The sequence below is a fragment of the Microbacterium sp. HJ5 genome, from assembly GCF_054824025.1.
Map to the genome: position 1 here is coordinate 110,579 of NZ_JSYE01000003.1, position 16,793 is coordinate 127,371.

General features: G+C 70.7%; 15 protein-coding genes. 8 read left to right on the forward strand and 7 right to left on the reverse strand.

Going from position 1 to position 16,793, the window contains the following annotated elements; all coding sequences use genetic code 11:
* Positions 1 to 28: 28 nt before the first annotated feature.
* Together OB08_RS01270 and OB08_RS01275 are read right to left on the reverse strand one after the other, a co-directional pair.
* Positions 29 to 439, reverse strand: a complete 411-nt coding sequence (locus OB08_RS01270) for a hypothetical protein (protein ID WP_461471287.1) — start codon at positions 437 to 439, stop codon at positions 29 to 31.
* Positions 440 to 509: 70 nt separating this feature from the next.
* Positions 510 to 1,526, reverse strand: a complete 1,017-nt coding sequence (locus OB08_RS01275; RefSeq protein ID WP_461471289.1) for a helix-turn-helix transcriptional regulator — start codon at positions 1,524 to 1,526, stop codon at positions 510 to 512.
* Positions 1,527 to 1,587: 61 nt separating this feature from the next.
* Here OB08_RS01275 and OB08_RS01280 point away from each other — a divergent pair, with 61 nt between their 5' ends.
* Together OB08_RS01280 and OB08_RS01285 are read left to right on the forward strand one after the other, a co-directional pair.
* Positions 1,588 to 2,637 (forward strand): ATP-binding cassette domain-containing protein, encoded by a 1,050-nt coding sequence (locus tag OB08_RS01280; RefSeq protein ID WP_461471291.1) that lies wholly within the window; start codon positions 1,588 to 1,590, stop codon positions 2,635 to 2,637.
* Entirely contained in the window at positions 2,634 to 3,425 is a 792-nt protein-coding gene (locus OB08_RS01285) for an ABC transporter permease (protein ID WP_461471293.1), read from the forward strand. Before OB08_RS01280 ends, OB08_RS01285 begins: the two co-directional genes overlap by 4 nt.
* Positions 3,426 to 3,463: 38 nt before the next feature.
* Here the strand turns inward: OB08_RS01285 and OB08_RS01290 are convergent, their stop codons facing one another.
* Positions 3,464 to 4,852 carry a diguanylate cyclase gene (locus OB08_RS01290; RefSeq protein ID WP_461471295.1) on the reverse strand — a complete coding sequence of 463 codons (1,389 nt, stop codon included), beginning with the start codon at positions 4,850 to 4,852 and terminating at the stop codon, positions 3,464 to 3,466.
* Between the two features lie 149 nt (positions 4,853 to 5,001).
* Here OB08_RS01290 and OB08_RS01295 point away from each other — a divergent pair, with 149 nt between their 5' ends.
* Positions 5,002 to 5,442 carry a MarR family transcriptional regulator gene (locus OB08_RS01295; protein ID WP_461471297.1) on the forward strand — a complete coding sequence of 147 codons (441 nt, stop codon included), beginning with the start codon at positions 5,002 to 5,004 and terminating at the stop codon, positions 5,440 to 5,442.
* 9 nt (positions 5,443 to 5,451) lie between these two features.
* Here the strand turns inward: OB08_RS01295 and OB08_RS01300 are convergent, their stop codons facing one another.
* Positions 5,452 to 5,772: a hypothetical protein gene (locus OB08_RS01300; protein WP_461471298.1), complete on the reverse strand. Its 321-nt coding sequence runs from the start codon at positions 5,770 to 5,772 to the stop codon at positions 5,452 to 5,454.
* Positions 5,773 to 5,965: 193 nt separating this feature from the next.
* Between OB08_RS01300 and OB08_RS01305 the strand changes: the two genes are divergently transcribed.
* The gene (locus OB08_RS01305; protein WP_461471300.1) at positions 5,966 to 6,730 is read left to right on the forward strand and encodes an EAL domain-containing protein; all 765 of its coding nucleotides are present in this window, start codon (positions 5,966 to 5,968) and stop codon (positions 6,728 to 6,730) included.
* A gap of 79 nt (positions 6,731 to 6,809) precedes the next feature.
* Entirely contained in the window at positions 6,810 to 9,872 is a 3,063-nt protein-coding gene (locus OB08_RS01310) for a hypothetical protein (protein WP_461471302.1), read from the forward strand.
* A 51-nt stretch (positions 9,873 to 9,923) separates the two neighbouring features.
* Here OB08_RS01310 and OB08_RS01315 read toward each other — a convergent pair whose 3' ends face one another.
* The 3 genes from OB08_RS01315 to OB08_RS01325 are packed head-to-tail and all read right to left on the reverse strand — an operon-like array spanning position 9,924 to position 12,284.
* Complete coding sequence (locus tag OB08_RS01315) at positions 9,924 to 10,322, reverse strand: YccF domain-containing protein (protein ID WP_461471304.1); 399 nt, start codon at positions 10,320 to 10,322, stop codon at positions 9,924 to 9,926.
* A 46-nt stretch (positions 10,323 to 10,368) separates the two neighbouring features.
* Positions 10,369 to 10,698, reverse strand: coding sequence for a hypothetical protein (locus tag OB08_RS01320; protein ID WP_461471306.1), 330 nt, complete (start codon positions 10,696 to 10,698; stop codon positions 10,369 to 10,371).
* An 11-nt stretch (positions 10,699 to 10,709) separates the two neighbouring features.
* Positions 10,710 to 12,284: a PspC domain-containing protein gene (locus tag OB08_RS01325; RefSeq protein ID WP_461471308.1), complete on the reverse strand. Its 1,575-nt coding sequence runs from the start codon at positions 12,282 to 12,284 to the stop codon at positions 10,710 to 10,712.
* Between the two features lie 114 nt (positions 12,285 to 12,398).
* On the opposite strand from OB08_RS01325, the gene OB08_RS01330 reads away from it, so the two are divergent.
* Genes OB08_RS01330 through OB08_RS01340 form a run of 3 tightly spaced genes read left to right on the forward strand, consistent with a single transcriptional unit; the run spans position 12,399 to position 16,771 of the window.
* Positions 12,399 to 13,598, forward strand: a complete 1,200-nt coding sequence (locus OB08_RS01330; protein ID WP_461471310.1) for an ATP-binding protein — start codon at positions 12,399 to 12,401, stop codon at positions 13,596 to 13,598.
* Positions 13,591 to 14,265, forward strand: a complete 675-nt coding sequence (locus OB08_RS01335; protein WP_461471312.1) for a LuxR C-terminal-related transcriptional regulator — start codon at positions 13,591 to 13,593, stop codon at positions 14,263 to 14,265. Before OB08_RS01330 ends, OB08_RS01335 begins: the two co-directional genes overlap by 8 nt.
* Positions 14,266 to 14,311: 46 nt before the next feature.
* The gene (locus OB08_RS01340) at positions 14,312 to 16,771 is read left to right on the forward strand and encodes an ATP-dependent helicase (RefSeq protein WP_461471314.1); all 2,460 of its coding nucleotides are present in this window, start codon (positions 14,312 to 14,314) and stop codon (positions 16,769 to 16,771) included.
* The last annotated feature ends 22 nt before the right edge of the window (positions 16,772 to 16,793 follow it).

Consider the following 16,793-nt stretch of genomic DNA (forward strand, 5'->3'; position numbering starts at 1 on the left):
TCGTCGGCCGGGTGAGCGGATGCCGCGCTCAGGCCTCGCAGAGCACGGGGGCGTCGCCGCGGCCGAACCGGTAGTCGAACGTGGTGCCGTCGACCGTCACGACGACCTGCATGCCCTCGACGATCGCCTGCGTGTACGACATCCCCGGCTTCGGGCACCCGAGTGCACCGTTCGTCCACGACACGGCCTCGGCTGACACGAGGACCGGCTCGCCCTCGACCCCCCGCCCGGCGAGGTCGGCGATGATCGCATCCCACTTCTGCGGCGGGACGTCGGCGGGGGTGCCGGTCGGGCCGACAGGACCCGGGGTGGTCGTCTCGAATCCGGGTCGGCCGGATGAGCTCGAGGGGGCGGGGTCGGTCATGGGTCCTCCGGTGGCACAGGCGGTCAGCGCGAGCAACAGCGCTCCGCCCGCGCACGCGAGGATCGGTCGGCGCATGTCACTCCTTCGGTCGGCGCCAGCGTAGGCGGGGGTCCTGCGAGCGCGCTGTGGCCGCTCGGCGCGCCGCCTACCCCCGCTCCATGTGCGCTCGGGCGGACGCGAGCCGGCGTGGTGGCGGGGGAGCGTCGACGGCGCGCAGCATCCGCTCGATCGATTCCCGCAGCTGCGAGCGCGCCGGCTCTTCGAGGTCGGTGGTGTACTCGACGCCCTCGGGGATCCACATGAGCCCGTACATCGTCTCGCGCCAGTCGGCGCCGCCGACGGGCCAGCGCGTGCGGTGCTCGTCCTCCGCCTCGGCTCCCTGCCCCCACTGGCCGAAGATCTCGCGCATGCGGTCGAGGGGGAGCTCCATCACGGCGTCGGCCTCGACCTTCTGACGCACCCACGACCGTGCGACGAAGATGAACTCCTCGATCTCGTCCGCAGTGAGCGGCCGCGGCTCGAACAGCACCCGCGTGTGCTCGACGCCCTCGAGGCGGTCGACGCGGAACGTACGCCAGTCGTCCTTCTCGAGATCCCAGCACAGCAGGTACCAGTGGCGGTCGGCGGGAGCGAGCGCGTGCGGCTCGACCCGGCGCCGGGTGACCTCGCCCGACGCGGCGGTGTACGAGAACCTCACCCGCTCGTGGTCGCGGCAGGCGAGCGCCAGCTCGCCGAGCACGTCGCTGGACACCGCGGCACCCGCGTTGATGCCCGCGGGCTGCACGGTCTCGGCGAGGGCGTTCACCCGTCGGCGCAGCGGCGCCGGCAGCACCTGCTCGAGCTTGGCGAGGGCGGTGATCGTCGTCTCCGGACCGCTGACGAGGCGCTGGGATGCCGCGACCCGCAGCCCGATCGCCATCGCGACCGCCTCTTCATCGGTGAGCAGCAGCGGCGGCACCGCGCTTCCGGCCTCGAGCCGGTAGCCGCCGGCCGCGCCGGGTGAGGACTCGATGCGGTATCCGAGGTCGCGCAGCCGCTCGACGTCGCGCCGGACGGTGCGCTCGGTCACGCCGAGCCGGTCGGCGAGCTCCGAACCGGGCCAGTGGCGGTGGGTCTGGAGCAGGTTGAGGAGCGAGAGCGCTCGGGTGGTCGTATCGGACATGTCTCGAGAATGCCCGATCTCGCGGACAGAATCTGTCCGCAATGCCTTCTAGCTTGGATTCATGGCGAACGAACCGATCATCGAGGCGCAGGGTCTCACCAAGCGCTTCAGCGTCAAGAAGAAGACCGTCGAGGCGGTCACCGATCTCACCTTCCAGGTCGCGCGAGGAGAACTCGTCGCGTTCCTGGGCCCGAACGGCGCGGGCAAGTCGACGAGCCTGCGCATGCTCACCACCCTCATCCCGCCGACAGCCGGCACCGCGCGTGTCGTCGGCTTCGACATCCTCCGGCAGCCCGCCGATGTGCGGGCCCGCATCGGCTACGTCGGGCAGCTCACGAGCGGCAGCTTCTCGCAGCGGGCGCGCGACGAGCTGCTCAGCCAGGGGGCGTTCTACGGGATGTCGAAGACGGCGTCGCGCGCGCGGGCGGACGAGCTCATCGAGTCGCTCGATCTCGCCGGCTTCGCGAACCGCTCGGTGCAGCAGCTGTCCGGCGGCCAGAAGCGCCGGCTCGACGTGGCACTGGGCCTGATGCACGCGCCGCCGCTCATCTTCCTCGACGAGCCGTCGACCGGACTCGATCCGCAGAGCCGCGCGAACCTGTGGCAGCACATCCTCGACCTGCGCGAGAAGTACGGCACGACGGTCTTCCTCACCACGCACTACCTCGAGGAGGCCGACCGCTACGCCGAGCGCGTGATGGTCATGGACAAGGGCCGTGTCATCGCCGACGACACCGCCGCCGCCCTCAAGGCGAACCTCGCGGGCGACGTGCTCACGCTCGGCTTCGCGAGTGAAGCGGATGCCTCGTCCGCGGTGGCCGTCGTGCAGCGGCTCACCGATCGCGAGGTCCGGCCCGCCGACCCGGGATCGGTCACGGTGACCGCCCCCGACGGCGACGCGCTGCTGCCGACCGCCGTGCGCGCGCTCGACGCCGCGGGCATCCAGGTCGTCCGGGCGACCGGCGTGCCGCCGACCCTCGACGACGTCTTCCTCGCGCTGACCGGGCGCACCCTGCGCGAGGCGGGCGAGGGTGAGCCGATCGAAGAAGACGACACGACGGAAGCGGATGCCTCGGACGAGGCATCCGTCATGGAAGGAGCCCAGCGATGACCGCCACCGAGATCCGGCCCGACACGGCCGTGCGGGCCAACCCGGCCCGCGACACCTGGAACGTCCTCACGCGCGAGCTCAAGCCCGTCGTCCGCGACCCGTTCACCCTCATCTTCAGCCTCGTGCAGCCCCTGGTGTTCCTCGGTCTGTTCGCGCCGCTGCTGATCGGATCGTCGGGCGCGCCGGTCGGTGAGACGCTGCAGTGGTTCGTCCCCGGCGTGCTCGTGATGATCGTGCTGTTCGGTACCGGCGCGACCGGCTCGAACCTGCAGTACGAGATGATGACGGGCTCGCACGAACGGACGCTCGTGGCGCCGCTCGCGCGTTCGTCGCTGCTCGTCGGGCGCGCACTCAAGGAGATCGCGCCCATCGTCGTACAGGCGCTCATCATCGTGCTCATCGCGTGGCCGTTCGGCTTCACGATCAACGTGCCGGGGCTCGTGATCGGCCTCGCGCTGCTCGCCGTGTTCGGTGTCGGGCTCGGTTCGCTGTCGTACACGCTCGCCCTCAAGACCAACGACCGTGAGTGGCTCTTCTGGGGTGTGCAGCAGACGCTGATCTTCCCGCTGCTGATCCTCTCGGGCATGCTGCTGCCGCTCGACGACGGACCGGCCTGGATGAAGGCGGTCTCGACGGTCAACCCGGTCAACTGGGTGGTGCAGGCCGAGCGCGCGCTGTTCGCGGGCGACCTCGGTGCGGTCGAGGTGCTGTGGGGCTGGGTCGCCGCCGTCGTGCTCGCGGCGCTCGGACTGTGGGCGGGCATCCGGGCGATGCGCAAGAGCAGCTAGCGGGACGCGGCCGCGGACACACCGCAAGCGGCGGCCGATCAGGCCGTGAGCGCGGTGCCGGGGAAGGGGATCAGGTCGCCGCGTGCGGTGGCGACCTGGTCCCCGCCGGCCATCTTCGCCTCATACATCGCGTGGTCGGCGGCGCGGATGAGCTGATCCATCACCGACGCGTCGTCGTTGCCGACAGTGACCACGCCGACGCTCGCCGTGACCGACAGCTCCGGAGGCAACTCGGCGTATGGCTCGGCGATCGCGGCGCGGATGCGGTCGGCGAGCGCGTCTGCGTCGGCTGCGCTGTCGACTGCGGCGACCGCGATGAATTCGTCGCCGCCGAACCGCCCCACGACGTCGGTCTGCCGCACGACGCCGCGCAGCCGCTGCCCGACCTCGCGCAGCAGGGCGTCGCCCGCGGCGTGCCCGAGCATGTCGTTCACGGCCTTGAAGCCGTCGAGGTCGATGAAGATGACCGTCACCGCGGTGCCCGCGCCGAGGAGGGTGCGCGTGACGTCCTCCTCGATCAGCCGACGGTTGGGGAGCCCGGTCACCTCGTCGTGCATGGCCGCGCGACGCAGAGTGTCTTCCAGGCGGATCCGCGATATGGCCTGGGCCGCCTGATTGGAAAGGGCTTCGGCGAGCGGGACGGCCTCTTCGTCGAACTCTCGTGGGTGGTCGAAGAAGCAGATCATCGAACCGACCGTGTCATCCTTCGAGCGCATGGGGGAGGCGATCGCCGCGTGCACGCCGCTGGCGCGGAAGATGTCGCTCATGCCGACGCCGGGCACGTAGGGATCGGCCTCGTCGGGCGAGCGCACGATGAGCACCTTGCCGCTGAGCAGCGTCACCGTTCCCGTGGGTCGCAGCCCGACAGGCCAGTGAGCGGCGAGCGGGTTCGACCCCGCGACGTGGACGAGGCCGTCGTGATCCCGGAGGTGCACGCTGACGGCGCTCGCCGCGAAGGCGCGCTCTGCCACGTCGGCGAGCAGCTCGGCGGCATCGAGCTCGGACCGGACATTGCCGAAGCCGACAGCGGCGTTGAGCAGGATCTGCAGTCGCTTGCGGCCGCGCTCCGTCTTCGCCTCCGCGCCCCGGAAGCCGAGGCTGAACGCCGACCGCGCCGACACGTCGTAGACGGCGATCTCCTCCACGCCGGACTCGTCCAGCCCGAGCGAGCCCACCACGACGGGGCGGACGATGCCCGACACCCCGTGCAGATGAGCGTCGGTGGGTCGCTCTCCGCCGGACAGCGGCATACGCAGCGTCAGGACCGATGCCAGCGGGTGTCCGACCACTTCGTCGCGGTCGCAGTTGAGCCATGCCAGGACCTGCGCGTCAGCGTCGGCGATCGTGGAGTCCTGATGGACGGATATCAGTCCGCAGGTCGCGAGACCCAGCGTTCCCCTCTTCACGAGGGCCTCCAGCTTCTGCACCGCACGGGTGCGTGGTAGCGACAGGGCATATGACGTCGCGGAGGCGAGGTCTTGCCAGACTAGCCGATATTTCGTAGATTTAGGTAAGTTTTCTAACTATCAGATCTGCGAGTATCCTTCTTCCTGCAGGGCTGAGGCAGAATGGCGGCATGGTGGACGCGACACCGGAGTTGACCCTCGGACAGGCACTGCGCCTGTATCTGGACGCGCGCAATGCGGCCATGGTGACGGCGCGCGCCAGCCTTCGCATCACCGACACCGACGCGCGCGCCCTCCTGTTCATCGTGGGCAACCCCGGCACCCGCCCGACGATGCTCCGCGAGTACCTCGGGATCACCTCGGCGGGCGTCACCACCCTGATCGACCGGCTCGTCGATCGATCTCTCGTGCGGCGCGACGTCGACCCGGACGACAGGCGCGTGAACCGCATCACCGCCACGATCGACATGGCGGCCGATCCGTGGTCGGAGCTGAGCCGGTTCGACGACGACTTCGACGTGGCCGCCGGTGCAGCCGATCAGTCGCTGGTGGGCAGCTCGGCCGCTCTGCTGCAGTCGCTGACCGCCACGACCGTCGGCACGCGGCGCTGAGATCGCCGGTCAGGCGACGTCGATGCCTCGATACGCCTGAGACTTCTGCTCGAGGAACGCGCAGAGCTCGGAGACCGCGGCGAGCTCGGCCGACAGCCCGAGCAGTCCCGCCGGGTCGAGGACGAGGTTCTCTTCACGAGCTTCCATCGTCGCGACCCACTTGGTCGGGTCCTGGTCGGCGGGCTGGATGTAGACGCCGGTCGGGGCCTGGCCGAGTCGGAAGACGACGAGCCCGGTGTTCGCGCCGTCCTCCCCGTCCTGCACCATCACGCGCGCGGCATCGCCCTGCGGCTTCTCCAGCGCGCGGTACTCGGCAAGCCAAGACTCCAACGTCTCCAGGTTTCGAAACGCCATCGCAACCCCCCGCTCCATCTGCGACGAGAAGATTATAAGGACCCGGAGCTCTCCTCGTCCGCGATCCGCGCGCTGCGAGGCGGTAGGCGACGCGGATGCGGACTGTACCGCAGACTCGCGCCGGCTGTCGGCGCTTGCGATGGCGCGGAGATACGGGTGATCTAGGAGGATGCCCACGACCGCAGAGCTCGCGAACGATCTGGCGGCCGCTGTCGACGGTCCGGAGATCTTCGCGGTCTTCCAGCCCCAGGTCTCCCTGCAGAGCGGATCGATCGTGGCCGCGGAGTCGCTCTGCCGATGGACGCACCCGCATCACGGTGACATCGATCCCGACACGATGATCGGGATCGCCGAGCGGACGGGCGCCATCCATGCGCTCGGCCGGAGAATGCTCGATGAGGCGTTCGAGGAACTGGCCCAGTGGCGGGCGTCGGGGCGCGAGTGGGCCGTCGCCGTCAACGTCTCGCCGGCGCAGTTCGAGGACGAGTCATTCACCCGGCATGTCGCCGCCGAGTTCACGCGGCGTGAATGTCCGCCCGGGTCGCTCGTCCTGGAGCTCCCGGCGACCGCCGCGTCGGCCGAGAGACCCGGCCTTCTTCCGCAGCTGAAACTCCTCCGCGAGCGCGGCGTGGAACTGTCCCTGTCCGGCTACGGCGAGGGTGAATCCTCGCGGGACCTGCTCCGTCGGCTCCCGCTCGCGGAGGTGAAGCTGCCGGGCGCCCTCGTGCGTGCCGCGGAGGGCGAGGCCCTGGCCTCGCTGCGCGAGGAGGTCGAAGCCGCACACGCGCACGGCGTCCGCGTCGTGGCCGAAGGCATCGAGACCCTCACCCACCTGGACGCGGCCGTGCGGGTCGGCAGCGACCGGGCGCAGGGGTTCCTCATCCGGCATCCGGACTCGGAGATCGTGTTCCCCGGAACCTCCGCCGCGACCTGACCAGCCCGGGCCCGGAGGCTGATCCACAGCGGCTCCGATCGCGTCAAAAGCACTGGTCGGGTCGATGTAACTTAGTCCAATGGCGACGGCGACACGGCGAGGCATCCTCGCTGTCGTCACCGCCATCGTGCTGGTGGCCCTCGGGGCCGGTCTGGGCGTCGTGGTCGGCGACGCGCTCGGCATCCGCACCGAGCCCGCCGAGCAGATGTCGCCTGCCGCTCCCACGGCGTCCGATCTCGGTCCCGTCGTACCCGCCCCGGCCAGCCTGGCGATCGACGCACCGGAGGGTCCGCGGTACGACGCGGCGGTCGAGAGCCTGCGCGGGGCAGTGGACGAGGCATCCGTCCGCGACGGAGACGTCGCGATCACCGTCGTCGCCGGCGGCGGCCCGGACGACGACGAGACGTACCGGCTCACCGGCACGCCGACGGCGCTGCGCATCGAGGCGGCCGGCGAGAGCGGGGCGGTCAGGGCCCTCTACGACCTCGCGCACCAGGTCCGCACGGGTCGGTCCGTCGCCGAGCACCTCGGCGAGGAGATCACGTCGGCGCTGCCGTTCCGCATGGTCGACATGGGCGCCGTCGGCGTCGAGCCCGACCCGGCGGCGTGGGAGCCCGGCACCGACTACTCCCACGCCTCGAAGGCCTTCGCGCAGGTCCTTCTGCCCGAGGCTCCGTACATCGACGAGGCGGCGCTCGCGGAGGCGTTCGACGACTTCGACGTGTTCATCCGTCACTCACTGGCGAACGGGTACAACGCCGTGGCGTTCCCCGGTTTCATCGAGTTCGTGGCATTCGACGAGGTGCCCGAAGGCGACGTGTACGAGACCGACGACGAGCACCGCGCGCAGGCACTGGCACTGCGCGAGGCGTTCGGTCCCTTCTGGCAGCACGCCGACGAGCTCGGCATGGACGTTTTCCTGCGCACCGACATGCTCACCCTCACCACGCCGCTCGAGGACTACCTGGTCGATACGTTCGGGTCGCTCGACACCGAGAACCCCGCACTGTGGGACGTGTATGCCGCCGGGCTGGACGAGCTGTACGCCGCCGAGCCCGCGCTCGACGGCATCCTCATCCGCATCGGCGAAGCCGGCGAGGTGTACGACGTCGAGGGCTGGGACTACTACTCGCAGCTCGCGGTGCGCACGCCGAAGGCCGTGCGCACGATGCTCGACACGCTCAGTGCGCAGGCCGAGGCATCCGATCGCGAAGTGATCTTCCGCACGTGGAGCGTCGGCGTCGGCGCGGTGGGCGACATGCACACCAGCCCGGTGTCGTACGAAGAGGTGCTCGGCGGCATCGACTCGCCGGCGCTCATCGTCTCGACGAAGTACACGCTCGGCGACTTCTACAGCTGGCTGCCGCTCAACGACACCCTCGAGCAGGGCGCGCAGCGGCGCATCGTCGAGTTCCAGTCGCGGCGCGAGTTCGAGAACTTCGGTGCGTTCCCCAACGACCTCGGGCGCGAGTACCAGTACGCGCTGCAGACCCTGCTCGCGGCGAACGATAACATCGAGGGCGTCTGGGTCTGGACGCAGGACGGCGGACCGTGGCGCGCCGGGCCGATGACCCTCTATCTCAAGGCGGGGTTCTGGCAGCTGTACGAGCTCGACACCGTGGTGGCGTCGGCCCTCGCGCGCGACCCCGAGATCGACGTCGCCGACGTGACGGCCGGATGGGCGCGGCAGTGGTTCTCCGACGATCCTGCGACCGTTTCGGCGATCGTCGACGCCATGACCCTCTCGCGCGAGGCGATCGAGCAGGGCCTGTACATCGAGGCATTCGCCGATCAGCGCGTGTTCGCGATCGGTCTCGAGCCGCCGCCCATGATGTGGATCTTCGAGTGGGACATCCTCACCGGCGACTCCGCGGTGCTCGACGTGCTCTACGCGATCTCGCGCGATGCGACCGGCGGCGACATCGCGTCGGTGATCGAGGGCGGCGAGCAGGCGGTCGGCGCCTCGAAGAGCATGCTCGATCTGGTGCGGGGGACGGATGCCTCGACCTGGCGCGACCCCGCGATGCGCGACGCATTCCTCGGCACGCTCGAGTACGAGCACGACGTTCTGCAGCTCCTCGCCGCGTACCGCGCGATGATCCTGCACCAGGGGGAGTGGCACGACACGCTGTCGCCCCAGGCGTACGCCGCGTGGGACGCCGACCGCGCGTGGTACGAGCAGCTCGCCGCAGAGCACCTCGAGACCTATGAGGGGAACATCGACTACCCCGCGTACAACCTGACCGCCGCGCAGCTCGGCGTGGAGCGCGCCGAGCGCGATCTGACGATGTCGTGGCTGGCTCGCGGGCTGCTCGTGCTGGCAGCAGCGTGGGTCGTCATCGGCATGCTCGCGGCGCGCACCCGACTGGTGCGCCGCCCGGGGGCCGCCGCTGCGCGCGCGTCGTGGATCGCGTCGACCCGCCCCTGGCGCGCACGCGAGTCGACACTGGGCATGCTGGAGCTGGATCGCTGGCTCCTGCTCGTCGTTCCTGCGGCGCTGCTCGTGGCGACGCGCGCCGTGCAGACCTCGTTCCTGTCGTGGACGCACCTCGCAGTGGTGTTCGCCGCGTGGGCGGTCTTCGCCTTCGTCGTGCGCCTGTGCGTAGGTCGCCGATCGCCCTGGCCCGTCATCGCGGCCGTGGGCGGCGTCATCGTGCTGCGCTGCATCCTGACCCTCGCGGCACTGTCGTTCACGGGCCCGGGCGGCTACTGGTTCGCCTTCTGGACCGAGCCTGTCTTCCGCACCGCGTACATCGCCGTCGCCTTCGCGCTCTTCTTCTGGGTCTTCGTCGCCGCGGGCTGGGCGCTGTCGGTCCAGGTGCGCGCACGCCGTGCGACCGGCTTCGTCCTCGCCGCGGTCGGCGCGGGACTCGCGGTGCCGGCGGTGGCGATCGGCGTGATCGGGCTCGAGCGGGCGCTCACGCTGTGGAACGACGAGATGGGCCTCCTGCCCTGGGGTCTCGCGCGCATCCTCGGCATCACGACGTACCTCGAGATCCCGCCCGAGACGCCGTGGGTCGCGGCCGCCTTCGGCAGCGTGCTCGTCGTGGTCGGCGTGCTGCTCGCCGTGCCGTGGGGGCGGCGTGCGGACGCGGCATCCCGCTCCGAATCCATCGCCGCAGGCGACCTCGGCGTCCGCTGACGCGGCCGGCTCGCCGGCGCGACGCGCTCTGTCCGCCCGCCGAGGGGCGGCTCAGCGGTGGACGAAGGCGTTCACGTCGTCGACGTGGACGATCTCCTTGCCGAGCGGCATGAGCGAGATCGGGACGAGCTTGAAGCTCGCGATCCCGAGCGGGATGCCGATGATCGTGAGGCACATGGCGACGCCCGTGACGATGTGGCCGATCGCAAGCCACCAGCCGGCGAGGACCACCCACACGACGTTGCCCAGGAACGAGCCGACACCCGAGCGGGGCTTGTCGACGATCGTGCGGCCGAACGGCCACAGGGCGAACAGGCCGATGCGGAACGAGGCGATGCCCCACGGGATCGTGAGGATGAGGATGCAGAGCACCACGCCGGCGAGCAGATAGCCGAGGAACATCCAGAACCCCGACAGGACGAGCCAGATGATGTTCAGCAGGGTGCGCATGCGCTCATCCTCTCAGCGCCCGGCTGGGAACAAGCCGCAGGGTCGGTCATCGCTCGACGGTCGCGCGAAGCTGTGCGTTCCGGAGCAGCGCGACGCCGCCGAGGATCAGCAGCAGCACTCCGCCGGCGAGCACGACGGCGCCGATGACCCACCCGGGGTGGAACTGGGCCGGCGAGAGGGTGCGCATCCACTCGCGGATCGCTTCGATGCGGGATGCCTCGGCCAGCACCCACAGGGCACCGCCGGCCAGCAGGGCGAAGAACGCGCCCCAGACGATCCCCGCCCACCGCACGCGCGGAGGGGTGGGGACGCCAGGGGCGGCCGCCGCGGACGGCGGGTCGAGCGGGACCGTGGGTTCGGTGGATTCGTTGGTCATGGCGATTCCGTTCAGGGCTCGTAGATGCTGATGGACACGGAGCCGGACTGCTGATCCAGGATCACCGTCTGCCGGGTGGGGGGCTCGTCCGCATCGGACGTCGTCGTGTCGATGCGCTGGCGCACCAGCATCCGGCCGCCGTCGACGGCATTGCCCTGCCAGGTGCCGCCTTCGACCGTCTCGCCGTTGGCGGGATCGAAGGTCGACCAGTCGACACCGTCCTCGCTGGTGACCTGAAGCGTGAGCACGACGTCCTGCCCCACGTAGATCTCGGTGGGGCCGCCGCGCTTGTCGATGCGGATGGCCTCGACGTCGGAGCCGGTGCCGACGTCGGCGACGTCGATGACGAGGTTGCCCCACACCTGCGTGAAGCTGCGCGGCTCGAAGGTGTTCACGTAGGCGTCCCCGAAGACGACGCCGCGCGAAACGGGCACCGCGGCCGTCGACGTGCCGGCGACGAGGAGCGCGATGGTGAGGAAGGCGAGGAAGCCGCTGCGCCGGCGGAACGCTCCCGCCACGACCATCGAGACGGCGGCGACCAGGGCGGCGGCGAAGAGACCGAAGGCGACCGCGAGCACGGGCTCGCCGGGCTCGGCGGCTCCGCGCCACAGCGACGTGATCGCACCGACGATGAGCGCCGCGCCGAGCACGAACACGACGTACCCGAAGCTCGTGCGCGGGTTCGACAGGCGACGGATGCGGCGCTGCTCGGCCGCCTCGACGGCGAACGTCCCCGCCGCCGCGGCCCGTTCGGCGCGCGCACGGTCGCGCGCGGCGCGCTCTGCATCCTGCTGCTGACGACGCCACGCGTGATCGTGGCGCTTCCATTCGGCGTGCTGCTCGCGCCACGTGGCGAGGTCGGCATCCGTCGCCCCGCCGAGGGGAGCGGGCGGCTCGACGGACGCGGGAGTGAGGGCGGACCCGGCGGCCGACGGTGCTGAGTCGTCGGTGGCCGGATCCGCCGTCGCGCCGACACCCGAAACGTCGTGCGCGATTTCGCCGGAGCCCGCCGGAGCCGCGGAAGCCGTTCGCGGATCCGTCACAGGAGATGCCCCGGACGAGGGTGCGCGCGGTGCGGACCGCGCGACGAGGTAGATGATGCCGCCGATGACGGCGACCGCGAAGAGCGTCCAGAAGAAGCCCCACGGCGACCAGTCGGAGCCGAACGGGCCGAACGGCAGCGCCGCGGCGAAGAACCACGGCACGACGGGGAAGAACCCGATGACGAGCATCAGGCCGATGCCGACCATGGCGGGGTCGAAACGGCGGGCGATCAGCTCGCGCAGGTGGATGCGGCCGATGAGGTCGGGAAGGACGGCCCATGCGACGGCGTAGACGATGAACATCGGCAGCCCGAACATGGCCGCCACGACGAAGACCCCGCGGACGATGATCGGGTCGATGCCGATCCGCGCGGCGAGGCCGGCGCACACGCCGCCGATCCAGCCGTCGCCCCGTGCGATGCCGAGGTCCGACATCCACGCGAAGAAGCGGTCCCACCCGCCGGGCCGGCCGGCGGGCGGAGGCGGTGGCGGCCCGGGATCGGCGAGGGGCGCAGCATCCTGTGCGGCAGTGGAATCCGTCATGCTTCGATCCTGCGGTCCGTCCGCCTGCTGCCGCCATGGGGTGATCCCCTGAGCGGACCCTGATCTTCGGCGCCGGGGTGAGATCCGGGCCGGGGAGGGTGGTTGGATTGCGGCATGTCCTCGTCGCCGATCGCCGCCGCGCGCGTGCGTCCGCCGCTGCGTCGCCCGAGGGGGTGCGCGGTGTCGGGCACGTCCGAGGCCGTCGCGGCGCATCTCGGGTGGCGGCTCGGCGCGGTGCGGACCATCTTCGTCCTGCTGACGGTGCTGTGGGGCGCGGGCGCCCTGCTGTACGCGTGGGTGTGGGTGTTCACGCCGTGGCAGGAGGAGGATGCCGCGCCCACGCGTCGCGTGCCGGTGGCGTGGATCCTCACCGGTGCCGCCGGGCTGGGGCTCGTGGCAACGCTCGCGGTGCTGGCGAGCGCCACATCGAGCGATGTCCCGATGCTCGCCCACCCCTGGTGGTTCGCGTGGGTCGGAGTGACGGCGCTCCTGGCCGTGGCGGCCGGCATGTGGGCGACCTTCGCCGACCGCGACGACCCGGGCCGCGGGCCGCGGGCCGAGCTGGCGGTGCGGCTCACCGTGACCGGCATCCTGCTGTCGCTCGTCCTGATGCAGCTCGCGATCATGCAGCAGACCGGCCTGGTCTCGTTCCTCTTCGCCGTGGCGATCATCTCCGGCATCGCGGCCGTCTACTCGTCGACGCTGATCGCGAAGTGGCGGTCGCTCTCGGGCGAGCGCGTGGCGCGCATCCGCGAGGAGCAGCGCGCCGAGATGGCCGCCCACCTGCACGATTCGGTGCTGCAGACCCTGGCCCTCATCCAGAACCGGGCCGGCGCCTCGAGCGAGGCTGCCCGCCTCGCCCGCGCGCAGGAGCGCGAGCTGCGGTCGTGGCTCTACGACGGCGACAGCCCCGCCGACAGCGACCTGCCCACCGACCTGCGCGACTACGCCGGCGCCCTCGAGCTCGACTACCCGGCGCGGATCGACGTCGTTTCGGCAGGGCTGTCGACGGAGCGCGCGAGCGGAGAGGTCGCCGCGGCGGCGCGCGAGGCGATGCTCAACGCCGCGCGGCACGCCGGCGGCGAGGTGTCGGTGTACATCGAGGGGACCGCCACGGGCGTCGACGTGTACGTGCGCGACCGCGGTCCGGGCTTCTCGCTCGAGGCCGTCCCCGGCGATCGCCTCGGAGTGCGCGAGTCCATCATCGGGAGGCTCCGCCGCGCCGGGGGCTCGGCGACCGTGCGGCCGGGTGCGGGCGGTGTGGGCACCGAGGTCCATCTCCACTGCGCGGGTGAGGAGGCACGACGTGGGTGAGCCGCTGCGGGTCGTGATCGTCGACGACCATTCCATCTTCCGGTCGGGGCTCCGCGCCGACCTCGACCCGTCGGTGGAGGTCGTCGGTGAAGCGGCCGATGTGGCGTCGGCTGTCGCGGCGATCGGCGAGCTGCAGCCCGACGTGGTGCTGCTCGACGTGCATCTTCCAGGGGCCGCGGATGCCGGCATCCCGGATGCGAGCGGGGGCGAGGCCGTGCTGCGCCGCGCGACTCCGCTGTCGCCGCGGACGCGCTTCCTGGCGCTGAGCGTGTCGGATGCTGCGGCGGACGTCGTGCGCGTGATCCGCGCCGGCGCCCGCGGCTACATCACCAAGGGCTCTTCGGGGGTCGAGGTGAGCCGCGCCGTACACGCGGTGGCCGACGGCGACGCCGTGTTCTCGCCGCGGCTCGCGGGGTTCGTGCTCGATGCCTTCGGCGCGGTCGCGGGGGAGACGGCGACGGGCAGCGACGAGCTCGACCGCCTGTCGGCGCGCGAGCAGGAGGTCATGCGCCTGATCGCCCGCGGCTACGCCTACAAGGAGGTCGCCGCCGAGCTCTTCATCTCGAACAAGACCGTCGAGAGCCACGTGTCGGCGGTGCTGCGCAAGCTGCAGCTGTCGTCCCGCTACGAGCTGACGGCCTGGGCGTCCGAGCGCCGCCTGCTCTGATCGGGGCACCGCGGGTGTCGCCGCCCGCGCCTAGACTTGTCGGGCCATGACCGACGCCTCCATCCCACTCATCGTCGGCGGAGATCGCGGCCCTCAGCAGGCCGGCGCACGCCTCGACGACGACCTCCTCGCCGGGCTCAACCCGCAGCAGCGCGAAGCCGTCACCTACCGCGGGCAGGCGCTCCTGATCGTCGCCGGTGCAGGCTCGGGCAAGACGAGCGTGCTCACCCGCCGCATCGCCTCGCTGCTGCGCAACCGCGAGGCGTGGCCCAGCCAGATCCTCGCGATCACCTTCACCAACAAGGCGGCGGGCGAGATGCGCGAGCGCGTCGAGGGGCTCGTCGGCGACACGGCCCGCGGCATGTGGATCTCGACCTTCCACTCCGCGTGCGTGCGCATCCTGCGTCGCGAGGCCGAGCAGTTCGGCTTCACCAAGGCGTTCACGATCTACGACTCCGGCGACTCGCGCGCGCTCATCAAGCGCCTGGTGAAGGAGCACGAGGCCGACGCGTTCGGCCTCACGCCCGCGGCGACGCAGAGTCGCATCTCGAAGCTCAAGAACGAGTTGTCGGATGCCGAGGCCTACGCCCGTTCGGCGAACATGAGCGACCCCGCCGAGCGGGTCTTCGTCGAACTGTTCGCCGCGTACCAGCGCGAGCTCCAGCGTGCGAACGCGTTCGACTTCGACGACCTCATCGCCCAGACGGTGTTCCTCTTCCGCGCGTTCCCGCACGTCGCCGACGTCTACCGCCGTCGCTTCCGGCACATCCTCGTCGACGAGTATCAAGACACCAACCACGCTCAGTACGCGCTCATCCACGAGCTGACGCGGCCGATCGGATCGGATGCCGGGCCCATCGCCTCCTCCGGCGGCATGATGATCTTCGAGCCCGACCCGGCCGACGACCCCGACAAGGCGGGCGCATCGCTGACCGTCGTCGGCGACTCCGATCAGTCGATCTACGCCTTCCGCGGCGCCGACATCCGCAACATCAGCGAGTTCGAGCGCGACTATCCCGGCGCCAAGGTCGTGCTGCTCGAGCAGAACTACCGGTCGACGCAGAACATCCTGTCGGCGGCGAACGCCGTCATCAGCAACAACTTCGACCGCAAGGACAAGAAGCTCTGGACCGACGTCGGCGCGGGCGAGCAGATCGTCGGCTTCACCGGCTACTCGCAGCACGACGAGGCGCAGTTCGTCGCCGACGAGATCGAGGTGCTGCGCAAGGTCGGCATCGACTACTCGCAGATGGCCGTCTTCTACCGCACCAACTCGCAGTCGCGTGCGCTCGAAGAGATCTTCATCCGCTCGGCGGTGCCGTACAAGATCATGGGCGGCACCAAGTTCTACGAGCGCGCCGAGATCAAGGACGCCCTCGCCTACCTCGTCGCGGTGTCGAACCCCGCCGACGAGATGGCGATGCGGCGCATCATCAACCGTCCGCGCCGCGGCATCGGCGATGTCACGATCGAATCCATCGCCCGCTACGCGCAGGAGGAGCAGATCACGTTCCGCGATGCGCTCGCGAACGCGTCGGCGCTCGGCGTCGGACCCAAGATCCAGGCGGCGATCTCGCATCTCGACGCGGTGCTGGCCGAGGCATCCGCTCTCATGCTGCCCGCGACGGGTGAGCTCGCGCCCCCGACCGCGGTGGCCGAAGGACTGCAGCTGCTGCTGAACAAGAGCGGGTACTACGACGCGCTGCGCGCCAGCAAGGACGCGCAGGACGAAGCGCGCATCGAGAACCTCGACGAGCTCGTCGCCGTCGCGCGGGAGTTCGCCCGCAACAACCCCGAGGGCACGGTCATCGACTTCCTCGCCGAGGTCGCCCTGGTCTCCGACGCCGACGACCTGGAGGACGCCTCGGGCTCGGTGTCGCTCATGACGCTGCACACCGCGAAGGGCCTCGAGTACGACGCCGTCTTCGTCACCGGCGTCGAGGAAGACCTCATCCCGCACCGCATCTCGGCGAACGAGCCCGGTGGGCCGCAGGAGGAGCGCCGGCTGTTCTACGTCGGCATCACACGCGCCCGCCAGCGCCTGTACGTCTCGCTGGCGATGACCCGCGCGCAGTTCGGCGAGGTCACGGTCGCGATGCCGAGCCGCTTCCTGCAGGAGATCCCGTCCGAGCTGCTCAACTGGCGCCAGTCGCCGGGCGACGTCAATTCGCGCGGTGGCACGCAGTCGCGAGCCTTGAACGCGCGCCGCCAGTCGGGCTCCGGCTACGGCGGATCGGGCAAGCGTTACGGCGATGACCTCGTGCCGCTCCCGAAACGCGAGCCCAGCGGCAGCATCGAGCGCTTCGCGAACCGGATCCCGGCGAAGGTGCGCGACAACGGCGACATGGTGCTCGCACCCGGCGACCGGATCCGCCACGACGACTTCGGCGAGGGCAAGGTCGACGCCGTCACAGGCGAAGGTGCCAAGCGGGTCGCGCACGTGCGCTTCGACAAGGTCGGGCCGAAGAAGCTCCTGATCAAGATCGCGCCGATCGAGAAGCTCTAGCTGTACCTGGCAGGGACGTTGG

Excerpts from the sequence above, each read along its gene's own strand:
- OB08_RS01275 (WP_461471289.1), bottom strand. The coding sequence starts at position 1,526 with ATGTCCGATACGACCACCCGAGCGCTCTCGCTCCTCAACCTGCTCCAG.
- OB08_RS01320 (WP_461471306.1), bottom strand. The coding sequence starts at position 10,698 with ATGACCAACGAATCCACCGAACCCACGGTCCCGCTCGACCCGCCGTCC.
- OB08_RS01310 (WP_461471302.1), top strand. The coding sequence starts at position 6,810 with ATGGCGACGGCGACACGGCGAGGCATCCTCGCTGTCGTCACCGCCATC.
- OB08_RS01270 (WP_461471287.1), bottom strand. The coding sequence starts at position 439 with ATGCGCCGACCGATCCTCGCGTGCGCGGGCGGAGCGCTGTTGCTCGCG.
- OB08_RS01340 (WP_461471314.1), top strand. The coding sequence starts at position 14,312 with ATGACCGACGCCTCCATCCCACTCATCGTCGGCGGAGATCGCGGCCCT.
- OB08_RS01305 (WP_461471300.1), top strand. The coding sequence starts at position 5,966 with ATGCCCACGACCGCAGAGCTCGCGAACGATCTGGCGGCCGCTGTCGAC.
- OB08_RS01280 (WP_461471291.1), top strand. The coding sequence starts at position 1,588 with ATGGCGAACGAACCGATCATCGAGGCGCAGGGTCTCACCAAGCGCTTC.
- OB08_RS01330 (WP_461471310.1), top strand. The coding sequence starts at position 12,399 with ATGTCCTCGTCGCCGATCGCCGCCGCGCGCGTGCGTCCGCCGCTGCGT.
- OB08_RS01285 (WP_461471293.1), top strand. The coding sequence starts at position 2,634 with ATGACCGCCACCGAGATCCGGCCCGACACGGCCGTGCGGGCCAACCCG.
- OB08_RS01325 (WP_461471308.1), bottom strand. The coding sequence starts at position 12,284 with ATGACGGATTCCACTGCCGCACAGGATGCTGCGCCCCTCGCCGATCCC.
- OB08_RS01295 (WP_461471297.1), top strand. The coding sequence starts at position 5,002 with ATGGTGGACGCGACACCGGAGTTGACCCTCGGACAGGCACTGCGCCTG.
- OB08_RS01315 (WP_461471304.1), bottom strand. The coding sequence starts at position 10,322 with ATGCGCACCCTGCTGAACATCATCTGGCTCGTCCTGTCGGGGTTCTGG.